Source organism: Mycobacterium conspicuum, assembly GCF_010730195.1.
Classification (GTDB): Bacteria; Actinomycetota; Actinomycetes; order Mycobacteriales; family Mycobacteriaceae; genus Mycobacterium; species Mycobacterium conspicuum.
The window spans coordinates 5,302,241-5,322,820 of the sequence record NZ_AP022613.1 but is presented as its reverse complement, the minus strand read 5'-3'; the positions used below and the strand labels follow the sequence as shown (position 1 = coordinate 5,322,820).

Below are 20,580 nucleotides of genomic sequence, written 5' to 3'. Positions count from 1 at the left end.
CCAAAAACGCGAATCAATCCGCACGCCCAAAACCCGCCCGCGGGGATATAGTCGCCGAGTGATCAGCGCCGACTCGCTGACCGGGCGCGACAGCGAATTCGCGTTTATCCGGCGCTCCCTGACCGGGGCTGGCAGTCATTCCGGCGTGGTGATCGCCGGGGCGGCCGGTGTGGGCAAGACCTGGCTGGCCCGCGAGGCGCTACGGCGCGCCGAGGCCGCGGGTGAGCGCACCAAATGGATCGTCGGCACCGAATCGGCGCGCGCGCTGCCTTTGGGCGCGTTCATCGGCGAGCTGGGCGAGTCGATGTCGGACCCGCTGACAAACGTGCGGCGGGTGATCAGTTCCTTTGTCGCACAACAGCGTCGCGGCCGGGTGGTGGTCGGGATCGACGACGCGCATCTCCTCGATGGATTGTCCGCGCTCGTCGTGCATCAGCTGGCGCAGTCGGGCGGGGCGCGGCTCGTGGTCACCATGCGCACCGGCAGCGAGGAACCCGACGCGGTGACCTTGCTGTACAAGGACGGGCTGCTGGCCCGCCTCGACCTCGAACCGCTCTCGGCCGCGGCAACGCGCGAGGTCATCGAGAGCACGCTGGGCGGCCCGGTGGACGCGCGCAGCGCTGCCCGATTCGGGAAGCTGACCGGCGGCAACGCCCTGTTCCTGCGGCAGCTGCTGGCCGACCAGATAGCCGCCGGGCGGATGCGCAATCTGGCCGGGGTGTGGATGTGGGACGGTGACGTCGCGGTGTCGGCGAGCCTGTCCGACACGGTGGGCCGCCAGATGGGCCGGCTGAGCCCGCGGTTGGCGACGGTGGTCGACACCCTGTCGCAGTGTGAGCCGCTGGACGTGGACGTGCTGTGCGACTTGGTGCGCCGCGCCGACCTGGCGGCCGCCGAGCGGATGGGCCTGGTCAGCGTCGAGCGCACCGGCGGCCGACTGACGGCCCGGCTGGCGCACCCGCTGTTCGGTGAACTCCGCCGCGCCAGCGCCGGTGAAATGCATCTCTCGGCGATCCGGGGCAGGCTGGCGACGCGGCTGGCCCAGGACGCCGACACCGACATGCACGCCACCGTGCGCCGGGCGCTGCTGAGGCTGGAGTCGGATCTCGACCCCGAGCCCGAGCTGTATCTGGAATCGGCGCGCCACGCCATGACGCTGCTGGATCTGGATCTCGCCGACCGGTTCGCCGCCGCCGCGGCGCAGGCCGGTGCGCCCGGGGCCGCCGAGGTGCGCGCGATGAACCTGCTACTGCTCGGGCGCGGCGAACAGGCCGAGGCGGCGCTGCGTGACATCGCCGCCGGCCCCGACGGCCATCACTGGGCGACCGTGCGGGCGGCCAACCTGATTTGGAACCTGGCCAACCTTTCGGAGGCGGCGGTGATACTGGACGGCCTGGCGGCCGCGTCCGAGACGCCGACGCAGCAGGCGGAGCGGTTGGCGGTGCAGGCCTGCATCGAGGCGGCGTCGGCGCGCTGCGAATCCGCCGCCGAAAAGGCACGGACCGCATTGGGTTTCGCGGATCTTCCGGACCTGCACGCGATGATGGCCTCGCTGGCGTTGATCATGGCGATGGGGGCGCTGGGACAGGTCGACGAGCTCGCGGTCGTGGCCGAACAGACGCTGCGGCGGGCGACGACGTCGTTTCAGGCGTCCCACATGCGGTTCTGGTTCGGCGCCGTGTACGGTCGGGCCTGCCGGTTGACCGGGCGGATCGACGAATTCATCCGAACGGCAAAGCATTTGGCCGAATCCGCGCGCGACATTCCCGGCCTGGCGTATGCCAACCTGGCCTCCCTGCTGGCCGGCGCCGAACTGGCTCGCGGTGCCGTCGCCGAGGCGGTCAGGCTGGTGCATGAGGCGGTTGCCGGGGTGCAAAAGCACAATGTCACAACGGGTTTGCGCCCCGCCAGCTACTTCGCGTTGGCCGAGGCGCACGCCAAGCTGGGGCAGGCGGCCGAAGCCGGAGACGCTGCCGTCGCGGCGAGGTCGGCTGTGCCGCCGGGGTTTCTGTTCATGCACACCGGGTTGGCGCTGGCCGAGGGCTGGGCGATGGCGGCCGGCGGCCGACTGGGTGAGGCCGTGGCTTGCGCGCACCAGGCGGCGCTGCTGGCCCGCGAGCGCGGCCAGCCCACCCACGAGTTGTCCTGTATCCAGGCCGCGGCCCAGTGGGGCGACGCCTCGCAGGCGGCGCGCGCACGCGAGTTGGCGACGGCGTTGTCGCTGCCGCTGGCCGACGCCGTGGCGCTGCATGCGCAGGCCCTGTCGGCCGGGGGCGGCGAGCGGCTGCTGGAGGCCTCGGCGAAGTACCGGGATATCGGTGATCTGGTCGCGGCCGCCGACGCGGCGGCGCAGGCCTCGGTCGCGTTCGACGAGGGCCAGCAGCACAGGCGCGGGCTGTATGCCGCGGCGCTGGCGCGCGAATTGGCCGACGAATGCGGGGGATTGTGCACGCCGGCGGTGCGCACCCCGGCGGGTTTGAAGTTGTCGGGCCGCCAGCGCGATGTGATCGAACTCGTCGTGGCCGGCCTGTCCAACCGCCAGATCGCCGATCAACTGGTGATGTCGGTGCGCACCGTGGAGGGCCACGTGTACCGGGCCTGCCAGCGGGTGGGAGCCCAGTCGCGCGAGGAGCTGGCGTCGATCATCCGGTCCGGGCCCGGCGGCCCGGCGTAATTCGCGGCAAATTAAGTAGTCGACTACGCGTGCGCGCGGCGCGCCTTCGCCCATACCGTGCCAACAACATCGGCGTTGGCAAGGAGGCGGCATGGTCGAGATTCTGGATAGCCAAGACAGCAATGTAATCCACGCACTGCGATTGGCGCCAAAGAATCCGCTTCCGTATCGACGGCAACTCACGGCGGTGCGGTCATTCATCGATGGTTTCCAGGAGTTGATCGACGCCGGGGGTCCGATCAGCCGGTTGGTGCTCGCGCCCAAGTGGCTGCTGCCGAACGTGGTGATTGTCGCCACCGCGCAGGGTGCCCGTGATTTGTTGGGCCGCAACGACGAGATCGCCGACCGCGGCCGGGTCCGGACGATGGTCGAGCTGCGCGCGCTAATGGGCGGCAACCTGCTCGACCTGCCGCATGAGCGGTGGCTACCGCGGCGGCGCGCGCTCCAACCGATGTTCACCAAGCAGCGGGTGCCGCGCTACGCGGGACACATGGCCGCGGCCGCGCAGGGGATCGTGAATGGCTGGCGCGAAGGAACTTTCGTGGACCTGGACAGCGAGTGCCGCAAGCTGACGTTGCGCGCGCTCGGCCGCTCGGTGCTCGGGCTGGATCTCGACGAGCGCGCCGACGAGATCGGCTGGGCCTTGCGCACCGCCCTGGCCTGGGTGGCCGACCGCGCGGCGCGGCCGGTCAACGCCCCACGGTGGCTGCCGACCAAGGGGCAGCGCGCCGCCCGTCGCGCCAACGGCATGCTGCAGCGGCTGGCCGCCGAAATCCTGGATGGCGTGCGCGCGGATCCGGCGCGGGAAGCGCCGCTGGTGCAAGCGCTGATCGAGGCGGTCGATCCGGAAACCGGGCGCCCGCTGACCGACGACGAGATCTGCCACGAGCTGGTGTTGTTCATGCTCGCCGGGCACGACACCACCTCGACCACGCTGACCTATGCGTTGTGGTCGCTGGGGCATCACCGTGACATTCAGGACCGGGTGCGCACCGAGGTCTCGAAGATTTCGGCGGCCGGCGACCGGGCGCTGACTCCGGACGACGTGGCCGAACTCGGGTTCACCGTGCGGGTGCTGCACGAGGCGTTACGGCTGTGTCCGCCCGCGGCCGGGACGATGCGCTCACCCACCCGTGACATCGTGGTGGATGGCTACCGCGTCGAGGCCAAAACCATTGCCCTGGTGAGTTTTTACGCCCTGCACCGCGACCCGGTCCAGTGGACGGAGCCGCTGCGCTTCGACCCGGACCGGTTCCTCCCGGAACGGTCCAAGGGTCGCAGCCGTTGGCAGTACCTGCCGTTCGGCGGCGGGCCCCGCTCCTGCATCGGCGATCACTTCGCGATGCTGGAGGCCACCCTGGCGCTGGCCACCATCGTCCGGGCGGCCGAGATCGAATCGCTCGATGTGCAATTCCCGCTCGAGACACCGTTCACGGTGGTCGCCGCGAAGCCCGTTCCCGCCCGTGTGCTGAATGCCGCCGGTTCCGGCCTAGACACCCAGCAGCCGCACGCCGACCCACAGCGCCAGCACCGCCGCGACCAGGGCGGTGGGAACGGTGCACACCCCGAGGCGGGTGTACTCGGCGACGGGAGCCTCGACGTTTTGGCGGCGCAGAACCCCGCGCCAGAGCAGGTTGGATAGCGACCCGACGTAGGTCAGATTGGGGCCGATATTGACCCCGATCAGCACCGCCAGCACGGCCACCGGCCCGCTCGGCGCGACCAGCGGCACCAACACCAGCGTGGCGGGCAGATTGTTGACGACGTTGGCCAGCAGCGCGGCCACCGCCGCGATCGCCAGCAAACCGGGCAGCCCGGCGGCGGACGCTCCCGACGGCAGCACCGCGGAGATCGCGCGGCCCATCCCGTTGAGCGTGATCGCCTGCACGACGATGCCCAACGCCAGCACGAACACCAGAAACGACACGTTGACCGAGCGCGCGATCTCCCGCACTGACGTGTGTCCGCGCCGCAGGCTGCGCACCGCCAGCGCCGCGGCTCCCGCCAGCGCCACCCAGGCCGGGGCCACGCCCACCGACTCCGAGACGGCGAACCCGGCCAGCGTCAGCGCCACCACCACCAACACGAACACCGGCGGCCGGCGGGGTGGCCCGGCCCCGTCTGGCTTCGGCCGCTGGCGCAGATCTCGCGCGAAAAACACCCGAAAGACCACGTACACCGCGGCCACCGCGGCCAGCCACGGCAACGCCATCACCAGCGTGAATTTCGCGAACGACAGCTTTGCGACGTGGAAGGCCAGCAGGTTGGTCAAATTCGAGACGGGAAGCAGCAGCGAGGCGGCGTTGGCCAGATGTGCGGTGGCATAGGCGTACGGCCGCATCGACGTGCGCAGCCGACGGACGCTGACCAGCACCACCGGGGTCAGCAGTACCACCGTGGCATCTAGGCTCAGGACGGCGGTGATGGTGGCGGCGATCGCGAACACCTGCCGCAGCAGGCCGCCGCCCTGCGGACTCGTCCGCGCCATCGCCGCGCCGGCGTATTCGAACAGGCCCTCGTCGTCGCACAGCTTGGCCAGCACCAGCACCGCGCCCAGGAAGGCCACCACCGGGGCGAGCCCGGCGACCTGAGCGGCCGCCTGGCGCACCGAGATCGCGCCGATCGCGATCAGGATCCCCGCCGCCGGCACCGCCGCCAGCGCCTCCGGCCAGCCCTGTGGGCGCGCGACCGCGAACCCGAGCACCACGGCAAGCAGCAACAGCGCGACAGTCAAAAGCACGTGTGGGTTCGCCGATCAGATCCAGGGATCTTCGCGCTGGAACACCGTCGGCAGTTGCAGCGCGACACCGTCCTGCGTGGCCAGCTCGTCCAGAATGCGCATCGACGCGTCCAAGTCGTCGCCCGCATAGGGCAACGCCCGCAACGGCTTTGACAGCGGGCGGAAGAAGTCGTCCCAGTGGATCGGGATCGCTCGGCGTGCGCCCACCGCGCGGACCGTCTCCGTCCAGTAGTCGACCAGGTATGAGCGCGGATGCAACCCCAGCTGGCCGACCGACAGGTAGACCGTATCGGCGGCCTGTCCGGTCAACGCGCCCGCTTTGTAACCGGCGCTGCCCTGGATCAGCAGCCGCCGGTCCGAGGGCCGGTGGTGCACCAGCGTCGACCACGCCTCGCCGCATCGGTAGGCGGACACCTTCACCGGTGGTTTGACCGGGGCGTCGATCACCCCGGGGAACCGGTCGGGCGGGCAGTGGCGGGATTCGATCAACGTAACGTCGAAGGGGCCCAACCGAATTGGCTCTCCCGGGACGGCGACGACCACACGGTCGGCAAGAAGCCCGTGGCCGCGCCCGACGTTGGCCGCCGATTCGCCGCCGACCAGTCGCGCGCCGGTGCGGTCGGCGACCAGCGCCGAGTCCATCACGTGGTCGAAGTGGGTGTGCACCGGGATGACCGCCTCCAGCCGTGACACCTTGGCCCGGGCCAGGCAGCCGTCCACGCGTGCGGCCGACGGCTGTAGCTTGCCGGCCGCCACCCGCGCCAGGCCGGGGCGGGAGAAGAAGCCGTCGGTCATCAGCGCCGAAGACCCGTCGTCGATCAACAAGGTCGCCACCCCCAGCCACGTCACCGATAGCGGCGAATCAGCTTGGGCGGCAGGCACAGTGAACCGATCCGAATACCTCGCGATGTCGGGTCGGCCGAGCTTGAGTCGCATCAGCTGAACGCCTCGATGTCGGCGCCGGCCGCCTCAAGGCCTGCACGCACCGCGGCGGCGATGCGCACCGCGCCCGGTGAATCGCCATGCACGCAAACCGATTCCACCGAAACGGCGAGCCGTGATCCGTCGACGGCGGTGACCTCGCCGGTGCTCACCATGGCCACCACCCGCTCGGCGATCGCGGCCGGATCGTGCAACACCGCGCCCGGCTCGCGACGGGAAACCAGCCCACCGTCGGGCCGGTAGGCGCGGTCGGCGAAAGCCTCGGCCACCGTGCGCAAGCCGAGGCGGGTCGCCTCGCTGAAAAACGCCGAACCGGCCATGCCGAGCACCGGCAGGGCGGCGTCGACCAGGCGTACCGCCTCGGCCACGGCGGCGGCCTGCTCGCCGTTGGTCACGATCGTGTTGTACAGCGCGCCATGCGGTTTGACGTAGGACACCGCCGAGCCGGCGGCCCGTGCGATCGCCTGCAACGCGCCGATCTGATACACCACATCGGCCCGCAGATCCTCGGCCGTGACGTCGATGAAGCGCCGGCCAAATCCGGCTAGGTCGCGATAGCTCACCTGCGCTCCGATGCGCACCCCGCGCTCGGTGGCCGCGCGGCACACCCGCAACATGCCGGCGGGGTCCCCGGCATGGAAGCCGCACGCCACGTTCGCGCTCGTGACGATTTTCAGCATGGCGTCGTCGTCGCCGAGTTGCCAGACGCCGAAGCCCTCGCCCAAGTCGGCGTTGAGATCGATGCGCGGCACGCCCTACAGCTTAGGGCTAGTTCATCGTGGAAAGTTGGCGGCGATGGCGTCGACCAGGATGCGCGCGATCTTAAGGCCCTGGTTGGCCATGCCGTCGCTGCAGGCCGAGACGTCGATCACCACGTTGGATTTGGCGGTGATCCCGTGCGCGCAGGCGTACTCCTCGCCCGCTTCCCGGTCCACGACGGCGACGGTGATGCCGTCCGTGGTGACCGGCGCGCGGATGGTCCAGGTGATGGGGCTGTCGTTTTTCGCTCGGTAGGCGATGTGCCGGCCCACGCAGCGCTGCCACGAATGTTGCGATGCGGCAAGGAACTTGCGGGCGTCGGCGCCGCTGCCGTACGCGACCACGCCCTGGTCGACGTAGTGTTTGCCGCCGGTGTCGCTGAATTGCGTGCCCTTGGCCGCGACGTACCCGCTGCCCTTGTAGGCGGCCTCGACCGTGTTGAAAACCGCTCCCGCGCAGGCGGCGTCGGAATACGTGCCGTCATCGCCGGGCATCTGGTCGTAGGTCCGCAGCTCGGTCATGCCGTTGGTGCCCATGAGCTGATTGACCGTCGCCGCGTCGAGCAGCACGTCGGCCAATTGCGCCGCGGCGAGATCGGGTCCCCAACTCAGCGGGGCGCGGTCGCCGCCGACCCGCGGCACACCGGCAACGGTGGCGACACAGCCGGAGGTGCCGATGATGGTGGCGGCCGCCAGCGCGGCCCGCCATCGAATTGCCCGTCGCATGAGTTTCGTGCCTACTGCTTGGCCACCTTGGCGGCGATCTGCTGTGCGACCCCGACCGCCACCGCACCCGATTGGGTATAGCTGCACGTCACGATGTCGATGGCGACGTTGTTGCGCACGGTCAGGGCGCGCTGACAGGTCCAGCCGTCGCCGCCCTGCTGGACCTGGCTGGCGGTCAGCATGCCGTTGTCGTTGCTGGTTCCCGACACCGTCCACACGGTGTCCGGCTTGCCGGGGTTGATGTCGGAGAAGCGGCGATTCGAGCAGGCGGGCCAGGTGTGCGTCGAGGAGTCATAGAACGCGGCGGCGTCGCGCGCCGAGGGGAACGCGACGACGGCCTGGATGGCGTAGTGCTTGCGCCGCTTCGAGTCGTCGACGCTGTCGTCGAGCCGCTGGCCGCGGATGGCCGTCCAGCCGGTGTTGGCGTAGACCTTGTCCTGCGCCGGGCCGTCGATCGCCAGGCAGGTCGGGTCGCTCACGCTGGTGCTCCAGTCCCACATCGCCCTGCCGGAAAACCACACCTTCATCGAGGTGGCGTTGAGCGCGGCATTGATCTGGCTCGGGTCCAGCAGCAGCCCGTCCAGCGCCGAAACCGCGACGGGGGTCTGGGTCAGCGGCCCGGAGTGGTCGGCGGCCACGGGCTTGCCGTCGACCGTGGTGGCGCAGCCCGCGGCGCACGCGGCGACCAGCGCGAGCCCCGCAATCCGCTGACGCACTGTGCCTCCCCGTCACGCCGTCATTCCGTTGGCCAGGTTCGTGCGACAAGTTTAAGCGGCGGCGCGGATGCCCGACCGGTTTCGGCCAATCAGCCAGCACGACAGATAGATCACGAACGAGATGGTCGCGACGAACACCGAGACCGGCACCCCGGGCGCCAGCGACAGCACGATGCCTCCGACGGCGGCAACCTCGGCGAAGGCCACCGAGGTCACGATCGCCGCGGCCGGTGAGGCCACTATTCGGCCGGCCGCGGCGGCCGGGGTGATCAGCAACGACATCACCAACAGCGCCCCGACGATCTGCACCGCCTGGGCGGCCACCACCCCGACCAGCGCGGCGAACACGATGCCCAGCGCGCGCACCGGCACACCACGCGCGGCCGCGACCTCCGGATCCACGGTGGCGAACAGCAGCGGCCGATAGCACGTTCCCAGCACGGCGATGACCAACAGGCAGACCAGCGCCAGCATCGCCAGCCCGGAATAGCCGACCCCGACGATCTGGCCGGTTAGCAACGCGAAGCTGGTGGCGGTGCGGCCCGGGTAGAGGTTGATGAACAGCACCGCCAGGCCCAGCCCGAACGCCAGCACCACCCCGATCACCGAATCGCGCTCGTGGGCCCGCCGACCGAGAACGCCGAACAGCGCCGCCGCCAGCGCGCTGCCGATCAGCGCGCCCACGCCCACTTCGAACCCCACCAGCAACGCGAAAGCCGCTCCCGTCAAAGACAATTCGCTGGAGCCGTGCACGGCGAACGACATCTGGCGCATCACAATGAACGGGCCGATCAACCCGGCCACCAACCCCAGCAGCGCCGCCGCCAGCAGCGCCTGTTGGACGAAGTCGTGGCTGAGCAGGTGCGCGGTGATGTCGAACGAGAACAGGTGGTGCAGCGTGTCTTTCAGCCGCTCGTTCACTCCGGGTGCCCCTCGACCGCATCGCTGATCACCACGTAGCGATCCTTGGTCTTCACCACCTGAATGTCGGCATGGTAGAGCGCCGACAGCGTTTCGGAGGTCATCACCTGCTCGACGGTGCCGACCCGGAATCGGCCGTCGACCAAGTAGAGCAACCGGTCCACGTACGGCAGGATCGGGTTGACCTCGTGGGTGACCAGGATGACCGTGGTGTTGGCCACGCGACGGCGACGGTCAATCAGCGCCGCCGCCAGCCGGGCGTTCGCCGGGTCCAACGCCGACAGCGGTTCATCGCAGAGCAGCAGGGTCGGGTCGCTGGCCAGCGCCTGAGCGATGCGCATCCGCTGCAGTTCGCCGCCCGACATCACCCCGACCGGGACATCGGCCAGGTGTTCGCCGTTGACCTGCCGCAGTGCCTGCGCGACGGCCTCGCGTCGGCGGGCCCGATCGGCGGACCGCAGCGGCAGGGCGCCCCAGCGCGCTCCGTCGATGCCCAGCCGAACCAAGTCGCGGCCCCGCAGCATCACATCGCGGTCCAGCGAACGATGTTGCGGCACATAGCCGATACGGCCGCTGCCGGAGGTGACCCGCTTGCCGTCCACCAGCGCGGTGCCGGCACTCAGCGGAAGCTGGCTGAGCAGCACCTTCAGCAGGGACGTCTTCCCGCTGCCGTTGGGGCCGAGCACCGCGATGAACTCGCCCGGCGCAACGGACAGGTCAAGGTGGTCCCACAGGACCCGGTCGCCGAACGCCAGCCGAGCGCCGCTGAGCGACACCGCGTCCGCGCGAGCGGCGGTGTGCGGGGCCGGTGATTGTTGTTGCGGCGCTTTGAGACTCATAGCCCCGCTGGTTGATTCGACCGCAGCGCTGCGAGCAGCCGGCTGACCGTTCTGCGCTGCCAGGTCAGGTAGTCGATGCCGTCGGGCAGCGTCTCGGTCGCCTCGGTCACCGGCACCCCCGCCCGCCGCGCGGCGTCTTGCAGGCCGGTGATCGCGGCGGTCGAGGTCTGCGGGTTGACCACCAGTGCCGCCACCTGACGATGCTCGATCAGGTTGAGCACCGCCGCCATGTCGGCGGGGGCGGGATCGGTTTCGTTCTCGTTGGCCGCGGCGAACGCCGGCGGGGTGCGGTCGACCAAGCCGGACCGCGCCAGCAGGTAGTGCGCGACGGGCTCGGTCGCGATCACCCCGGCGCCGGGATACGCCTTGGCGATCGCGTGTTCGGAGTCGTTGATCGCATCGGCGCCGCGGCGGAACTCGGCCGCGTTGGCCCGATAGTCCGCGGTGTGGCGCGGGTCGATCGCCGCCAGCTTCTCCGCGACGGTGTCGGCAACCGATTTGGCGACGTTCGGGTCGTAGAAGACGTGTTCGTTGGCGCCGCTTTGGGCGAAAGAGAAAGCATTCACCGAGTTGACCGCCCGATGTCCGGCGAGCACGTCGTCGACCCACGGGTCGTAGCCGCCGCCGTTGTAGACCACCAGCGACGCGTCGATGATCGCGGCCGCTTCGGACGGGCTGGCCTGATAGGAGTGCGGATCGATGTCGGCGCCAGCCAGGATCGACCTGACGGGGATGTGGTTGCCGGCGACCGCGCGTGCCACGCTGCCCCACGCGTCGGTGGACGCCACCACCATCGGCGAGCCGAGGTGTCCGGGCCCCCCGGTCCCGCACCCGGCCAGTGCCGTGCAGCCGGCCAGGAAAAGGACTACGAGCCGTCGGTTGAACGCCGTGCGCACGCTCGTTTTCCTTTCTGGGACCCGCCCGGGTCGACCCCTAATCCTAATGACAATCGTTTCCATTAGGAAGTGGCGCGCGTATCCGCTGGTGGCGGTCGCCTTGCACCGTTGTAGCGTCACCGAACGTGAGTCCCACAACGCGGCGGCGAGCGACTCTGGCGTCGTTGGCGGCCGAGCTGAAGGTTTCGCGGACCACGATCTCGAACGCCTTCAACCGGCCGGATCAGCTGTCGCCCGAGCTGCGCGAGCGGGTGCTGGCCACGGCGAAGCGGTTGGGCTATGTGCCCGACCCGCTGGCCCGATCGCTGCGCACCCGCAAGGCCGGTGCCGTCGGACTGGTGATGACCGAGGCGCTGACGTATTCCTTCAGCGACCCGGCGGCGCGGGATTTCGTCGCGGGCGTGGCGGAATCGTGTGAGGAGCTGGGGCAGGGGCTGTTGTTGGTGGCGGTGGGACCCAGCCGCAGCCTCGAGGAGGGAACGGCCGCCGTGCTCGGCGCCGGGGTGGACGGCTTCGTCGTGTATTCGGTCGGCGACGACGATCCCTACCTGCCCGTGGTGCTGCGGCGACGGCTGCCGGTCGTGGTGGTCGATCAGCCCAAAACCCTCGCCGGGGTATCGCGGGTCGGCATCGACGACCGCGCGGCGATGCGCGAGCTCGCCGAGTACGTGCTCGGGTTGGGGCATCGCGAGATCGGGCTGCTGACCATGCGGCTGGGCCGGGACCGTCGGCACGACCTGGTCGATGCCGAGCGGCTGAAGTCACCGATCTTCGACGTGCAGCGCGAGCGCATCCTCGGCGTGTGGGACGCGATGCGGGCCGCCGGTGTCGACCCGGACTCGCTGACCGTGGTGGAAAGCTACGAGCACCTCTCGACGTCGGGTGGCGACGCGGCCAAGGCGGCGATGGAGGCCAATCCGCGGATCACCGCCCTGATGTGCACCGCTGATATTTTGGCGCTCTCGGCCATGGATTACCTTCGCGCACATGGCATTTTCGTTCCGGGCCAGATCAGTGTCACCGGGTTCGACGGCGTGCCCGAGGCGATCAGCCGCGGGTTGACGACGGTGGCGCAGCCCAGCCTGGGGAAGGGCCGTCGGGCCGGCGAGCTGTTGCTCAAGCCGCCCCGATCGGGCCTGCCGGTCGTTGAGCTGCTGGACACCGAGTTGATCCGCGGGCGGACTTCGGGGCCGCCGGCTTAGCTGGTTCCGGAGGCGGTTTCGGTGTCGCCGATCAGCAACCGCACAGCCAGGTCCAGCCGCTTGCTGACGTCGGTGGCCGAGGCGCGCCGGGTGAGCCAGGCAAGCAGGTTCGACAGCCACACGTCCGAGATCACCCGGGCGATGTGGTACTGGTCCTCGGTCGGTTCGCCGTCGGCCATCGCGCGCGCGAACATGGAGTCGATCAGCTTCTCGACCTGGTCGACCTCGCTGGCCGCCGACGCGTCGGCGAACACGTAGGCCCGCGTCATCGCCTCGGTGAGCAGCGGATTGCGTTGCATCGCCCGGTTGAGCTTGCCGACCATGAAGTTCAGCCGCTGAAACGGCGTGCCGCCGGCGACCGAGGAGCGGTCGGTCTTGGCGTCGATGCGGCCGAACTCGCGGCCCAGCGCCGACACCAGCAGGTGCACCTTTGACGGGAAGTAGCGGTAGAGCGTGCCCACGGCGACGTCGGCCCGGTCGGCGACGGCGCGCATCTGAACCGCCTCGTAGCCGCCCTTCGACGCGATGGCCATGGTCGCATCGAGGATGCGCTTACGGCGCTCCCGCTGTGCCTCCGAGCCGAGTTCGGATTCGGCCAGTACCGCCACGTTCACGACCTCGCGCGGCTGCGAGTCAGAAGCGCGTCCCGTGTTGGTGTTCGCAGGCATGTGACGGATTCCCCCTCTTTCGGGCGGTTCGTTCGCAAACGATAACCAAGCCGAGCGTGAATTTCCCACCTCCGTCCCGCCGGTCCAGCGGACCTGTCCTGCTGTGATGGCGTTCGACTTGACGTTCGATCGCTGGCACTATTAGAACACGTTCTAGTGCGCGCGGGCGCGCTGTTATGACGACGCGGAGGACTAACACGTGGTAGCGACCGTCACCGACGAACAGTTCGCGGCACGTGAATTGGTGCGCGATTGGGCCCGCAGTTCGGGTTCCAGCGAGGCCAGCCGCGCCGTCGAGCAAGGTGACGCCGACGCGTGGCGGCCGGTGTACGCGCGCCTGGCCGAGCTGGGACTGTTCGGCGTCGCCGTCGCCGAGGACCGCGGCGGGGCCGGCGGCAGCATCGAAGACCTGTGCGCCATGGTCGAGGAGGCGGCCAAGTCGCTGGTGCCCGGGCCGATCGCGACGACCGCGCTGGCCACGTTGGTCTTGGATGACCCCACTGTGTTGTCAGCGCTGGTCTCGGGTGAGCGGTTCGCCGGGTTGGCTTTGGAGGGCGACGTCGAGTTCGACGGGACGCGGGCATCGGGCACCGTCCCGTGGGTGCTGGGCGGCGCCGACGGGGGCGTCCTGCTGGTGCCGTCCGACGGAAAGTGGCTGCTGGTCGATACCGGCAGCGACGGGGTCGTCGTCGAGCTGTTGCGGGCCACCGATTTCTCCCGGCCGCTGGCCCGGGTGGTGCTGACGTCGGCGCCGGCCACGGTTGTTTCGGCGTCTTGCGAACGCGTGGAGAACCTGGCCGCCACGGTGCTGGCGGCCGAGGCGGCCGGCGTCACCCGGTGGTCGCTAGACACCGCGGTCGCGTACGCCAAGGTGCGCGAGCAGTTCGGCAAGCCGATCGGCAGTTTTCAGGCCGTCAAGCACCTGTGTGCCGAGATGTTGTGTCGCGCCGAGCAGGCCGAGGTGGCCGCGGCCGACGCGGCCCGGGCCGCCGGCGAGTCGGACGAGCGTCAGTTCGCGATCGCCGCGGCGTTGGCGGCCAGCGTCGGGATCGCTTCGGCGAAGGCCAATGTCAAGGACTGCATCCAGGTGCTCGGCGGGATCGGCTGCACCTGGGAGCACGACGCGCATCTGTATTTGCGCCGGGCGCACGTCATTGGCCGGTTCCTGGGTGGGGCCGAGCCCTGGCTGCGCCGCATCACCGCGTTGACTCAGGACGGTGTGCGCCGTCGCCTGGGGATCGACCTCACCGAGGTGGAAGGCCAGCGAGCCGAAATCGCTTCTGCCGTAGCCGAAATCGCCGCGCTGCCACCCTCCGAGCGGCAGGTGGCCCTCGCCGAGGCCGGGCTGCAGGCGCCGCACTGGCCGGCGCCGTACGGGCGCGCCGCCTCGCCGGCCGAGCAGCTGCTGATCGACCAGGAGATGGCGGCGGCCGGCGTCGAGCGACCCGATCTGGTGGTCGGCTGGTGGGCGGCGCCGACCATCCTCGAGCACGGCACGCCGGAGCAGATCGAGCGGTTCGTCCCGGCCACGATGCGTGGTGAATTCCTTTGGTGCCAGCTGTTTTCCGAGCCGGGCGCCGGCTCGGACCTGGCGTCGCTGCGCACCAAGGCGGTGCGCACCGACGGTGGCTGGTCCCTGACCGGACAGAAGGTGTGGACGTCGGCGGCGCACAAGGCGCGCTGGGGCGTGTGCCTGGCCCGCACCGACCCGGACGCGCCCAAACACAAAGGCATTACTTACTTTTTGGTGGACATGAAATCGCCCGGCATCGAGATCCGGCCGCTGCGCGAGATCACCGGCGACTCGCTGTTCAACGAGGTCTTCCTGGACAACGTGTTCGTGCCCGACGAGATGGTGGTGGGCACGGTCAACGACGGCTGGCGGCTGGCGCGGACCACGCTGGCCAACGAACGCATCGCGATGGCCAGCGGCACTGCGTTGGGCAACCCGATGGAGGAGCTGCTCACCGTGCTCGCGACGCTGGATCTCGATGTCGCGCAACAGGATCGGCTGGGGCGGCTGATCGCGTTGGCGCAGACCGGCGCGCTGCTGGATCAGCGCATCGCCCAGCTCGCCGTCGGCGGCCACGACCCGGGGGCGCAGTCCAGCGTGCGCAAGCTGATCGGGGTGCGCTATCGGCAGGCGCTCGCCGAATACGCGATGGACGTCTGCGAGGGCGGTGGATTCGTGCACAACCGCGCCGTGTTCGACTTCCTCAACACCCGCTGCCTGACGATTGCCGGCGGCACCGAGCAGATCCTGCTCACGGTGGCCGCCGAGCGGCTGCTCGGCCTGCCGCGGTAGCCGGCCGGCGGCGAGATTGCCGCCAAGGCTGTGACTTTTGGAAAATCACGACCCTGGGGGCAATCTCGGCGGATTAAGAGAAGGTGGTCTGAGCGCAGGTGCTGGGCGAGGTGATGTTGACGCCGGTGTAGACCACCTGGATGTGGGTGCAGGCGATGACGTTGTTGTCGGTCTTGGGTAGGCCGGTCGACCAGTCGGTCGAGTCGATGCGGCCCGTCGTCTGGTACTTGTCCGGCGGCCCCTCACCCATGTAGATGGTGGTGACCTCGTCGGACCCCATGGCCTTGTTGACCCGCTCGAACTGCCCGGTGCCGTGAACATCTAAGTACGCCAACCGATTTGACGAGCGGATCTCGGTGGTTTGGCGAGCCCACAGCCCGGGCGGGAAGCCGGTCACACCGTCGGGGGTGCGCATGTCGGCCCCGACGACGAAGTCGCAGTGGCCGTCGGCTTTGAAGCAGTTCAGGAAGGCGTGCGTCTCCAACTGGTTGGGCCCGTCGAGGGGGAACAGGGTGACGGCGTCGTTGCTGGCCGCCGATCCGATCGGCGCGGTCAGGCAGGCCAGCATCGATCCGGCGGCGATTCCCGTGGCGAATCTCGTTAACAGCCGCATCATCGGCGCTCCCCTTTCCGGCTCGCTGAGCCTAAGGCAGGAGGCGACCCCGCGACTAGTCCCGTCGCTGCTAGGAGCCGCCGGGGCCACCGTTGCCGCCGACGCCGCCTTCGCCGCCGGCCCCACCGTTGTTTCCGAGGTGCGGGTCGCCAGGAGCGCCGTTGCCGCCGATGTTTCCGCCGAGCCCTTCGCCGCCGTTGCTGCCGGTGCCGCCTCGACCGCCGTCACCGCCGAATCCGCCTTCGGTGCCGTTGCCGCCGGTGCCGCCGGGGCTGGCATTGCCGCCGCGGCCGCCGTCCCCGCCGTCGCCGCCCCTGCCGCCGGTGGCCCCGGTGAAGCCCGAGCCCGCGGCGGCGTTGCCGCCGTTGCCCCCGTCGCCGCCGGTGCCGGCTATGCCGCCGTTGCCGGCGGTTCCGCCGGTGCCGGCGCCACCACCGGCTCCGGCGCTGCCGCCGTCACCCCCCGTGCCGCCGGTGCCGGGCGCGACGCCGGCGGCACCCGCACTGCCATTGCCGCCGACGCCGCCGTTGCCGCCGGTGCCGCCCGTGCCGCCGATGTTTGTGGATGTACCGCCGGTGCTGAGGCCGCCGGTGCCGCCGTTGCCGCCGGCCCCACCGGTGCCGCCGACGAACGGTGACGGGGGCGGCGTCACGAACGTGTAGCTGCTGCCGACGCCGCCGTTGCCGCCGGCGCCGCCATTACCGGCGGCTTCGGTCAGATCGCCTCTGCCGCCGGCGCCCCCGCGGCCGCCGTTACCGCCGGCGCCGCCCGCCGCGCTGGTGTTGTCGGCGGCGTTGCCGCCGTTGCCGCCTTGGCCGCCGTTGCCGCCGGCGCCGCCGGCGAGGCTGGTGTTTCCGCCTGTGCCGGCCGTGCCGGCGTTGCCCCCGGCGCCCCCGCTGCCGCCGGCGCCGCCGGGGCCGCCCTGGGTGACGCGGACGGGGCTTCCGCCATTGCCGCCGTTGCCGCCGTTGCCGCCGGCTCCGCTGGCGCCGTTGGTGCCGCCGGCGGCCGAGTCGCCGCCGTCGCCGCCGCCGCCGCCAGCGCCGCCGGCACCGCCGTTGTCGCCGGCGAAGTCGGGGGCGGTGAGGTTGCCGCCCGTGCTGCCGGTGCCGCCGTTGCCGCCGGCGCCGCCGGCCCCGCCGTCGCCCGCGGTTGCGGCGAACAAGCCTGACCTGCCGCCGTCGCCGCCCTTGCCGCCGGCGCCGCCGGCCGGGGCCGTGCTGTTGCCCGACCCGGTGTCGGCCCCGCCATTGCCGCCGGCGCCGCCGTTGCCGCCGGCCCCACCGTTGCCGCTGAGGCTGCCGGTGCCGAGTGCGTCGCCGCCGGCCCCGCCGTTGCCGCCCGCGCCGCCGGTATCGCCGGCCTTTCCGGCGTCGCCCGGGTTGCCGGCGGCGCCGTTGCCACCGGACCCGCCGCTGCCGCCGACCCCTCCGGCACCCGCGGTCGCCCCGGTGCCGGGGTTGCCGGCGTCGCCGCCGCTGCCGCCGTCACCGCCGGCCGGGGCCGTGGTGCCGCCGGTGCCGGTGTCGGCCCCGCCGTCGCCGCCGTTGCCCGCGTTGCCGCCGTTGCCCGCGGCGCCGCCCACGCTGCCGGCGCCGTCGGCGTTGCCGCCGTTGCCGCCGATCCCGCCGCTGCCGCCGATGAAGCCGCCGCCACCCGCGACGCCCGCGCCGCCGTCGCTGCCGTTGCCGCCGTCGCCGCCGGCCCCACCAATGCCGCCCTTGCCGGGGGTGGCGCCGTTGCCGACCAGACCGGCGCTACCGCCCTGACCGCCGGCGCCTCCAGCGCTGCCGATGTTGCCGGCGCTGGCCCCGGCCGCGCCGCCGTTGCCGCCACTGCCGCCGTTGCCGGCGTTGCCGCCGGCGCCGGTCGAGCCGCCGTAGCCGCCGCCGGAGCCGTTGCCGCCGACGCCGCCGGCGCCGCCGAGGCCGCCGGCGAAGCCCGAGCCGGCGGCCGCGCCGCCGCCGGCGCCGCCGTTGCCCGCGTCGCCGCCGTTACCGCCATTGCCGGCCTGGCCGCTGGTGGATCCGGCCCGGTAGGCGTCGCCGCCGGCACCGGCCCTGCCGCCGGCGCCGCCCTTGCCGCCGTCGCCGGGCTTGATGGTGGTGGTGCCGGGCGTGCCGTTGCCGCCGTCGCCGCCGGTGCCGCCGGCGCCACCATTTCCGCCGGTGTTGGTGGAGATGCCGCCCTTGCTGTCGCCGCCGGTGCCGCCGTTTCCGCCGGCTCCGCCCGTGCCGCCGTTGATCTTGCCGGGCGGGGCGAAGCTGCCTGTCGCGCTGGCGCCGACGCCGCCGTTGCCGCCGTTGCCGCCGACGCCCGCGGTCTCGGCGAGATCGCCGGTGCCGCCGTTGCCGCCGTTGCCGCCGTTGCCGCCGGCGCCGCCGGCGAAGCTGCCGCTGTAGTTGGTGCCGCTTCCGCCGGTGCCGCCGTTGCCGCCCCTGCCCCCGGCGCCGCCGGCCAGGCTGGACGCGCCGCCACTGCCGGCGGTCCCGGCCGCACCGCCATTGCCGCCGCTGCCGCCGGCGCCGCCGTCGCCGCCGGCCGGGAAGATGCCGCCGCCACCCGTGCCGCCGTCACCGCCGTTGCCGCCGGCGCCGCTGGCGCCGTTGGTGCCGCCGGCGCCGGAGTTGCCGCCGGTGCCGCCGATCCCGCCGGCGCCGCCGGCGCCGCCGTTGTCGCCGCGGCCGTTGACGGTGGCGGCGTTGCCGTTGCTGCCGGTTCCGCCGCTGCCGCCGCTGCCGCCATTGCCGCCGTCGCCGGCCCTCGAGCCGGTACCGGTCGCGGTGCCGGCGTTGCCGCCATTGCCGCCGTTGCCGCCACTGCCGGCGGACGGGGCGGTGCTGCCGCCGTTGCCCGTGTCGGTGCCGCCGTTACCGCCGGCACCGCCGTTGCCGCCGGCGCCGCCGTTGCCGCCGACGCTGCCCGGGCCGGTGGCTTGACCACCCGAGCCGCCGGCGCCGCCCTTGCCGCCGTTGTCGCCGTTGGCGCCGATGTCACCGGGGTTGCCGTCGGCGCCGTCGCCGCCGATCCCGCCATTGCCGCCGCTGCCGCCGCTGCCGGTGGTGGCGCCGGTGCCGGACTGGCCGGCGTTACCGCCGGCGCCGCCGTTGCCGCCGGCAGGCGCGGTGGCGTTGCCGGTTCCGGTGTCGGCGCCGCCGTTGCCGCCGGCGCCGCCGCTGCCACCGTCACCGGCGTCTCCGCCCACGCCGCCGGCGCCGGTCGCGTTACCGCCGTTGCCGCCGCGGCCACCGTTGCCGCCGTTGTCGCCGACGCTGCCGTCAGCGCCGACGTTGCCCTTGGTGCCGTCGCCGCCGTCGCCGCCGTTCCCGCCGGCGCCCCCGTTGCCTGCCGTGGCACCCGTGCCGGCGCGTCCGGCGTCGCCGCCGTTGCCGCCGTTGCCGGCGTTCGGGGCGGTGGCGGCGCCGGTTCCGGTGTCTGTCCCGCCGTTGGCGCCGGTGCCGCCGTTGCCGCCGTTGCCGGCGTTGCCGCCGGTGCCGGTGGCGCCGCCGTTCCCGCCGTTGCCCCCAGCCCCGCCGTTGCCGCCGTTGTCGCCGGTGCGCCCGGGGGCGAGGGCGTTGTTGCCGATGCTGCCGGTGCCGCCGTCACCGCCGTTGCCGCCAAAGCCGCCGGCGCCCGCGTTGGAGCCGGTACCAGTGCCGGTGCCCGCCCGGCCCGCGTCGCCGCCGTTGCCGCCGGCGCCGCCGTTCGGGGCGGTGGCGGAGCCGTTGCGGTTGATGTCGGGACCGCCGTTGCCGCCGTTGCCGGCGTTGCCGCCGTCGCCGGCGTCGCCGCCAATACTGCCGGTGCCGCTGGCGTTGCCGCCGCTGCCGCCGGCGCCGCCGTTGCCGCCGGCCCCGCCGTTGCCGCCGGTCTGGCCGACGTCGCGGAAGCCGCCGTCTCCGCCCTTGCCGCCGGCGCCGCCGGTGCCGCCGTCGCCGCCGACACTGCCGGTGCCGGTCGCGGCCCCGCCGTTGCCGCCCGCCCCGCCGCTGCCGCCGCTGTCGCCCGGGTTCCCGGCGGTGCCCGCGTTGCCGATCGCGCCGTTGCCGCCGGCCCCGCCGTTGCCGCCGCTACCGCCGGCGCCCGCGGTGGCGCCGGTGCCGGCGTGACCGGCGTCGCCGCCGTCGCCGCCCGCGCCGCCGGCAGGGCGGCGGTCCCGCCCGTGCCGGTGTCCGCCCCGCCGTTGCCGCCGCTGCCGCCGTTGCCGCCGCTGCCCGCGGTGCCGCCGACGCTGCCGGCGCCGGTGGCGTTGCCGCCGTTGCCCCCGGCCCCGCCGTCGCCGCCGGCGTAGCCGACGCTGCCGGCGGCGCCGACCACGTTGCCGTTGCCGCCCGCACCGCCGTTGCCGCCCGTCCCGCCCGTACCGCCGCTGCCCGGAGTTGCGCCGGTGCCCGCGACGCCGGCGTCTCCGGCGTCACCGCCTACCCCGCCGTCGCCGCCGGCGGCGGCGCCCGTGCCGCCGTTGCCGCCGACGCCGCCGTTACCACCGTTGCCCGCGTTGCCGCCGGTGTTGCCGGGGCCGACGGCGAACGCGTTGCCGCCGCCACCGCCCGTCCCACCGCTGCCGCCGGCGCCTCCCG

General features: G+C 72.3%; 16 protein-coding genes and 1 pseudogene. 6 read left to right on the top strand and 11 right to left on the bottom strand.

Translation table 11 applies throughout. From position 1 onward, the window contains the following. Positions 1-58: 58 nt before the first annotated feature. Both G6N66_RS24425 and G6N66_RS24420 read left to right on the top strand, forming a co-directional pair. Positions 59-2,674 carry a LuxR C-terminal-related transcriptional regulator gene (locus tag G6N66_RS24425; RefSeq protein WP_085230975.1) on the top strand — a complete coding sequence of 872 codons (2,616 nt, stop codon included), beginning with the start codon at positions 59-61 and terminating at the stop codon, positions 2,672-2,674. Between the two features lie 91 nt (positions 2,675-2,765). Further along, positions 2,766-4,142, top strand: a pseudogene (locus G6N66_RS24420) (cytochrome P450); the annotation flags it as partial. Positions 4,143-4,163: 21 nt separating this feature from the next. On the opposite strand, the gene G6N66_RS24415 reads toward G6N66_RS24420, so the two are convergent. The 8 genes from G6N66_RS24415 to G6N66_RS24380 are packed head-to-tail and all read right to left on the bottom strand — an operon-like array spanning position 4,164 to position 11,275. Beyond that, entirely contained in the window at positions 4,164-5,414 is a 1,251-nt protein-coding gene (locus G6N66_RS24415) for an SLC13 family permease (RefSeq protein WP_085230976.1), read from the bottom strand. A 15-nt stretch (positions 5,415-5,429) separates the two neighbouring features. Further along, the gene (locus G6N66_RS24410; RefSeq protein ID WP_085230977.1) at positions 5,430-6,350 is read right to left on the bottom strand and encodes an MBL fold metallo-hydrolase; all 921 of its coding nucleotides are present in this window, start codon (positions 6,348-6,350) and stop codon (positions 5,430-5,432) included. Then, entirely contained in the window at positions 6,350-7,108 is a 759-nt protein-coding gene (locus tag G6N66_RS24405; RefSeq protein ID WP_085230978.1) for a LamB/YcsF family protein, read from the bottom strand. Before G6N66_RS24405 ends, G6N66_RS24410 begins: the two co-directional genes overlap by 1 nt. Before the next feature lie 21 nt (positions 7,109-7,129). After that, complete coding sequence (locus G6N66_RS24400) at positions 7,130-7,840, bottom strand: sensor domain-containing protein (RefSeq protein ID WP_085230979.1); 711 nt, start codon at positions 7,838-7,840, stop codon at positions 7,130-7,132. Between the two features lie 11 nt (positions 7,841-7,851). Beyond that, positions 7,852-8,556: a sensor domain-containing protein gene (locus G6N66_RS24395; protein WP_085230980.1), complete on the bottom strand. Its 705-nt coding sequence runs from the start codon at positions 8,554-8,556 to the stop codon at positions 7,852-7,854. Between the two features lie 51 nt (positions 8,557-8,607). Continuing rightward, positions 8,608-9,477, bottom strand: a complete 870-nt coding sequence (locus G6N66_RS24390; protein WP_085230981.1) for a metal ABC transporter permease — start codon at positions 9,475-9,477, stop codon at positions 8,608-8,610. Continuing rightward, a complete protein-coding gene (locus G6N66_RS24385; protein ID WP_085230982.1) occupies positions 9,474-10,316 on the bottom strand; it encodes a metal ABC transporter ATP-binding protein in 843 nt (280 codons plus the stop codon). Before G6N66_RS24385 ends, G6N66_RS24390 begins: the two co-directional genes overlap by 4 nt. Then, positions 10,313-11,275, bottom strand: coding sequence for a metal ABC transporter solute-binding protein, Zn/Mn family (locus G6N66_RS24380; protein WP_085230989.1), 963 nt, complete (start codon positions 11,273-11,275; stop codon positions 10,313-10,315). The genes G6N66_RS24385 and G6N66_RS24380 overlap by 4 nt, the downstream gene beginning before the upstream one ends. Before the next feature lie 62 nt (positions 11,276-11,337). On the opposite strand from G6N66_RS24380, the gene G6N66_RS24375 reads away from it, so the two are divergent. Then, the gene (locus G6N66_RS24375) at positions 11,338-12,414 is read left to right on the top strand and encodes a LacI family DNA-binding transcriptional regulator (RefSeq protein ID WP_085230983.1); all 1,077 of its coding nucleotides are present in this window, start codon (positions 11,338-11,340) and stop codon (positions 12,412-12,414) included. On the opposite strand, the gene kstR is transcribed toward G6N66_RS24375, so the two are convergent. Further along, the gene (kstR, locus tag G6N66_RS24370; protein ID WP_139825016.1) at positions 12,411-13,022 is read right to left on the bottom strand and encodes a cholesterol catabolism transcriptional regulator KstR; all 612 of its coding nucleotides are present in this window, start codon (positions 13,020-13,022) and stop codon (positions 12,411-12,413) included. The genes G6N66_RS24375 and kstR overlap by 4 nt on opposite strands. Positions 13,023-13,281: 259 nt before the next feature. On the opposite strand from kstR, the gene G6N66_RS24365 reads away from it, so the two are divergent. Continuing rightward, positions 13,282-15,387 (top strand): acyl-CoA dehydrogenase, encoded by a 2,106-nt coding sequence (locus G6N66_RS24365; RefSeq protein WP_085230985.1) that lies wholly within the window; start codon positions 13,282-13,284, stop codon positions 15,385-15,387. 73 nt (positions 15,388-15,460) lie between these two features. Here the strand turns inward: G6N66_RS24365 and G6N66_RS24360 are convergent, their stop codons facing one another. Then, a complete protein-coding gene (locus tag G6N66_RS24360) occupies positions 15,461-16,003 on the bottom strand; it encodes a hypothetical protein (RefSeq protein WP_085230986.1) in 543 nt (180 codons plus the stop codon). A gap of 67 nt (positions 16,004-16,070) precedes the next feature. Beyond that, complete coding sequence (locus tag G6N66_RS24355; RefSeq protein WP_163645916.1) at positions 16,071-19,205, bottom strand: hypothetical protein; 3,135 nt, start codon at positions 19,203-19,205, stop codon at positions 16,071-16,073. Between the two features lie 55 nt (positions 19,206-19,260). Between G6N66_RS24355 and G6N66_RS24350 the strand changes: the two genes are divergently transcribed. Then, positions 19,261-20,109, top strand: coding sequence for a hypothetical protein (locus G6N66_RS24350; RefSeq protein WP_163645915.1), 849 nt, complete (start codon positions 19,261-19,263; stop codon positions 20,107-20,109). Further along, positions 20,106-20,291 (top strand): hypothetical protein, encoded by a 186-nt coding sequence (locus G6N66_RS29790; protein WP_163645914.1) that lies wholly within the window; start codon positions 20,106-20,108, stop codon positions 20,289-20,291. Before G6N66_RS24350 ends, G6N66_RS29790 begins: the two co-directional genes overlap by 4 nt. Positions 20,292-20,580 lie beyond the last annotated feature (289 nt).

Excerpts from the sequence above, each read along its gene's own strand:
- G6N66_RS24410 (WP_085230977.1), bottom strand. The coding sequence starts at position 6,350 with ATGCGACTCAAGCTCGGCCGACCCGACATCGCGAGGTATTCGGATCGG.
- G6N66_RS24400 (WP_085230979.1), bottom strand. The coding sequence starts at position 7,840 with ATGCGACGGGCAATTCGATGGCGGGCCGCGCTGGCGGCCGCCACCATC.
- G6N66_RS24385 (WP_085230982.1), bottom strand. The coding sequence starts at position 10,316 with ATGAGTCTCAAAGCGCCGCAACAACAATCACCGGCCCCGCACACCGCC.
- G6N66_RS24380 (WP_085230989.1), bottom strand. The coding sequence starts at position 11,275 with ATGGAAACGATTGTCATTAGGATTAGGGGTCGACCCGGGCGGGTCCCA.
- G6N66_RS24360 (WP_085230986.1), bottom strand. The coding sequence starts at position 16,003 with ATGATGCGGCTGTTAACGAGATTCGCCACGGGAATCGCCGCCGGATCG.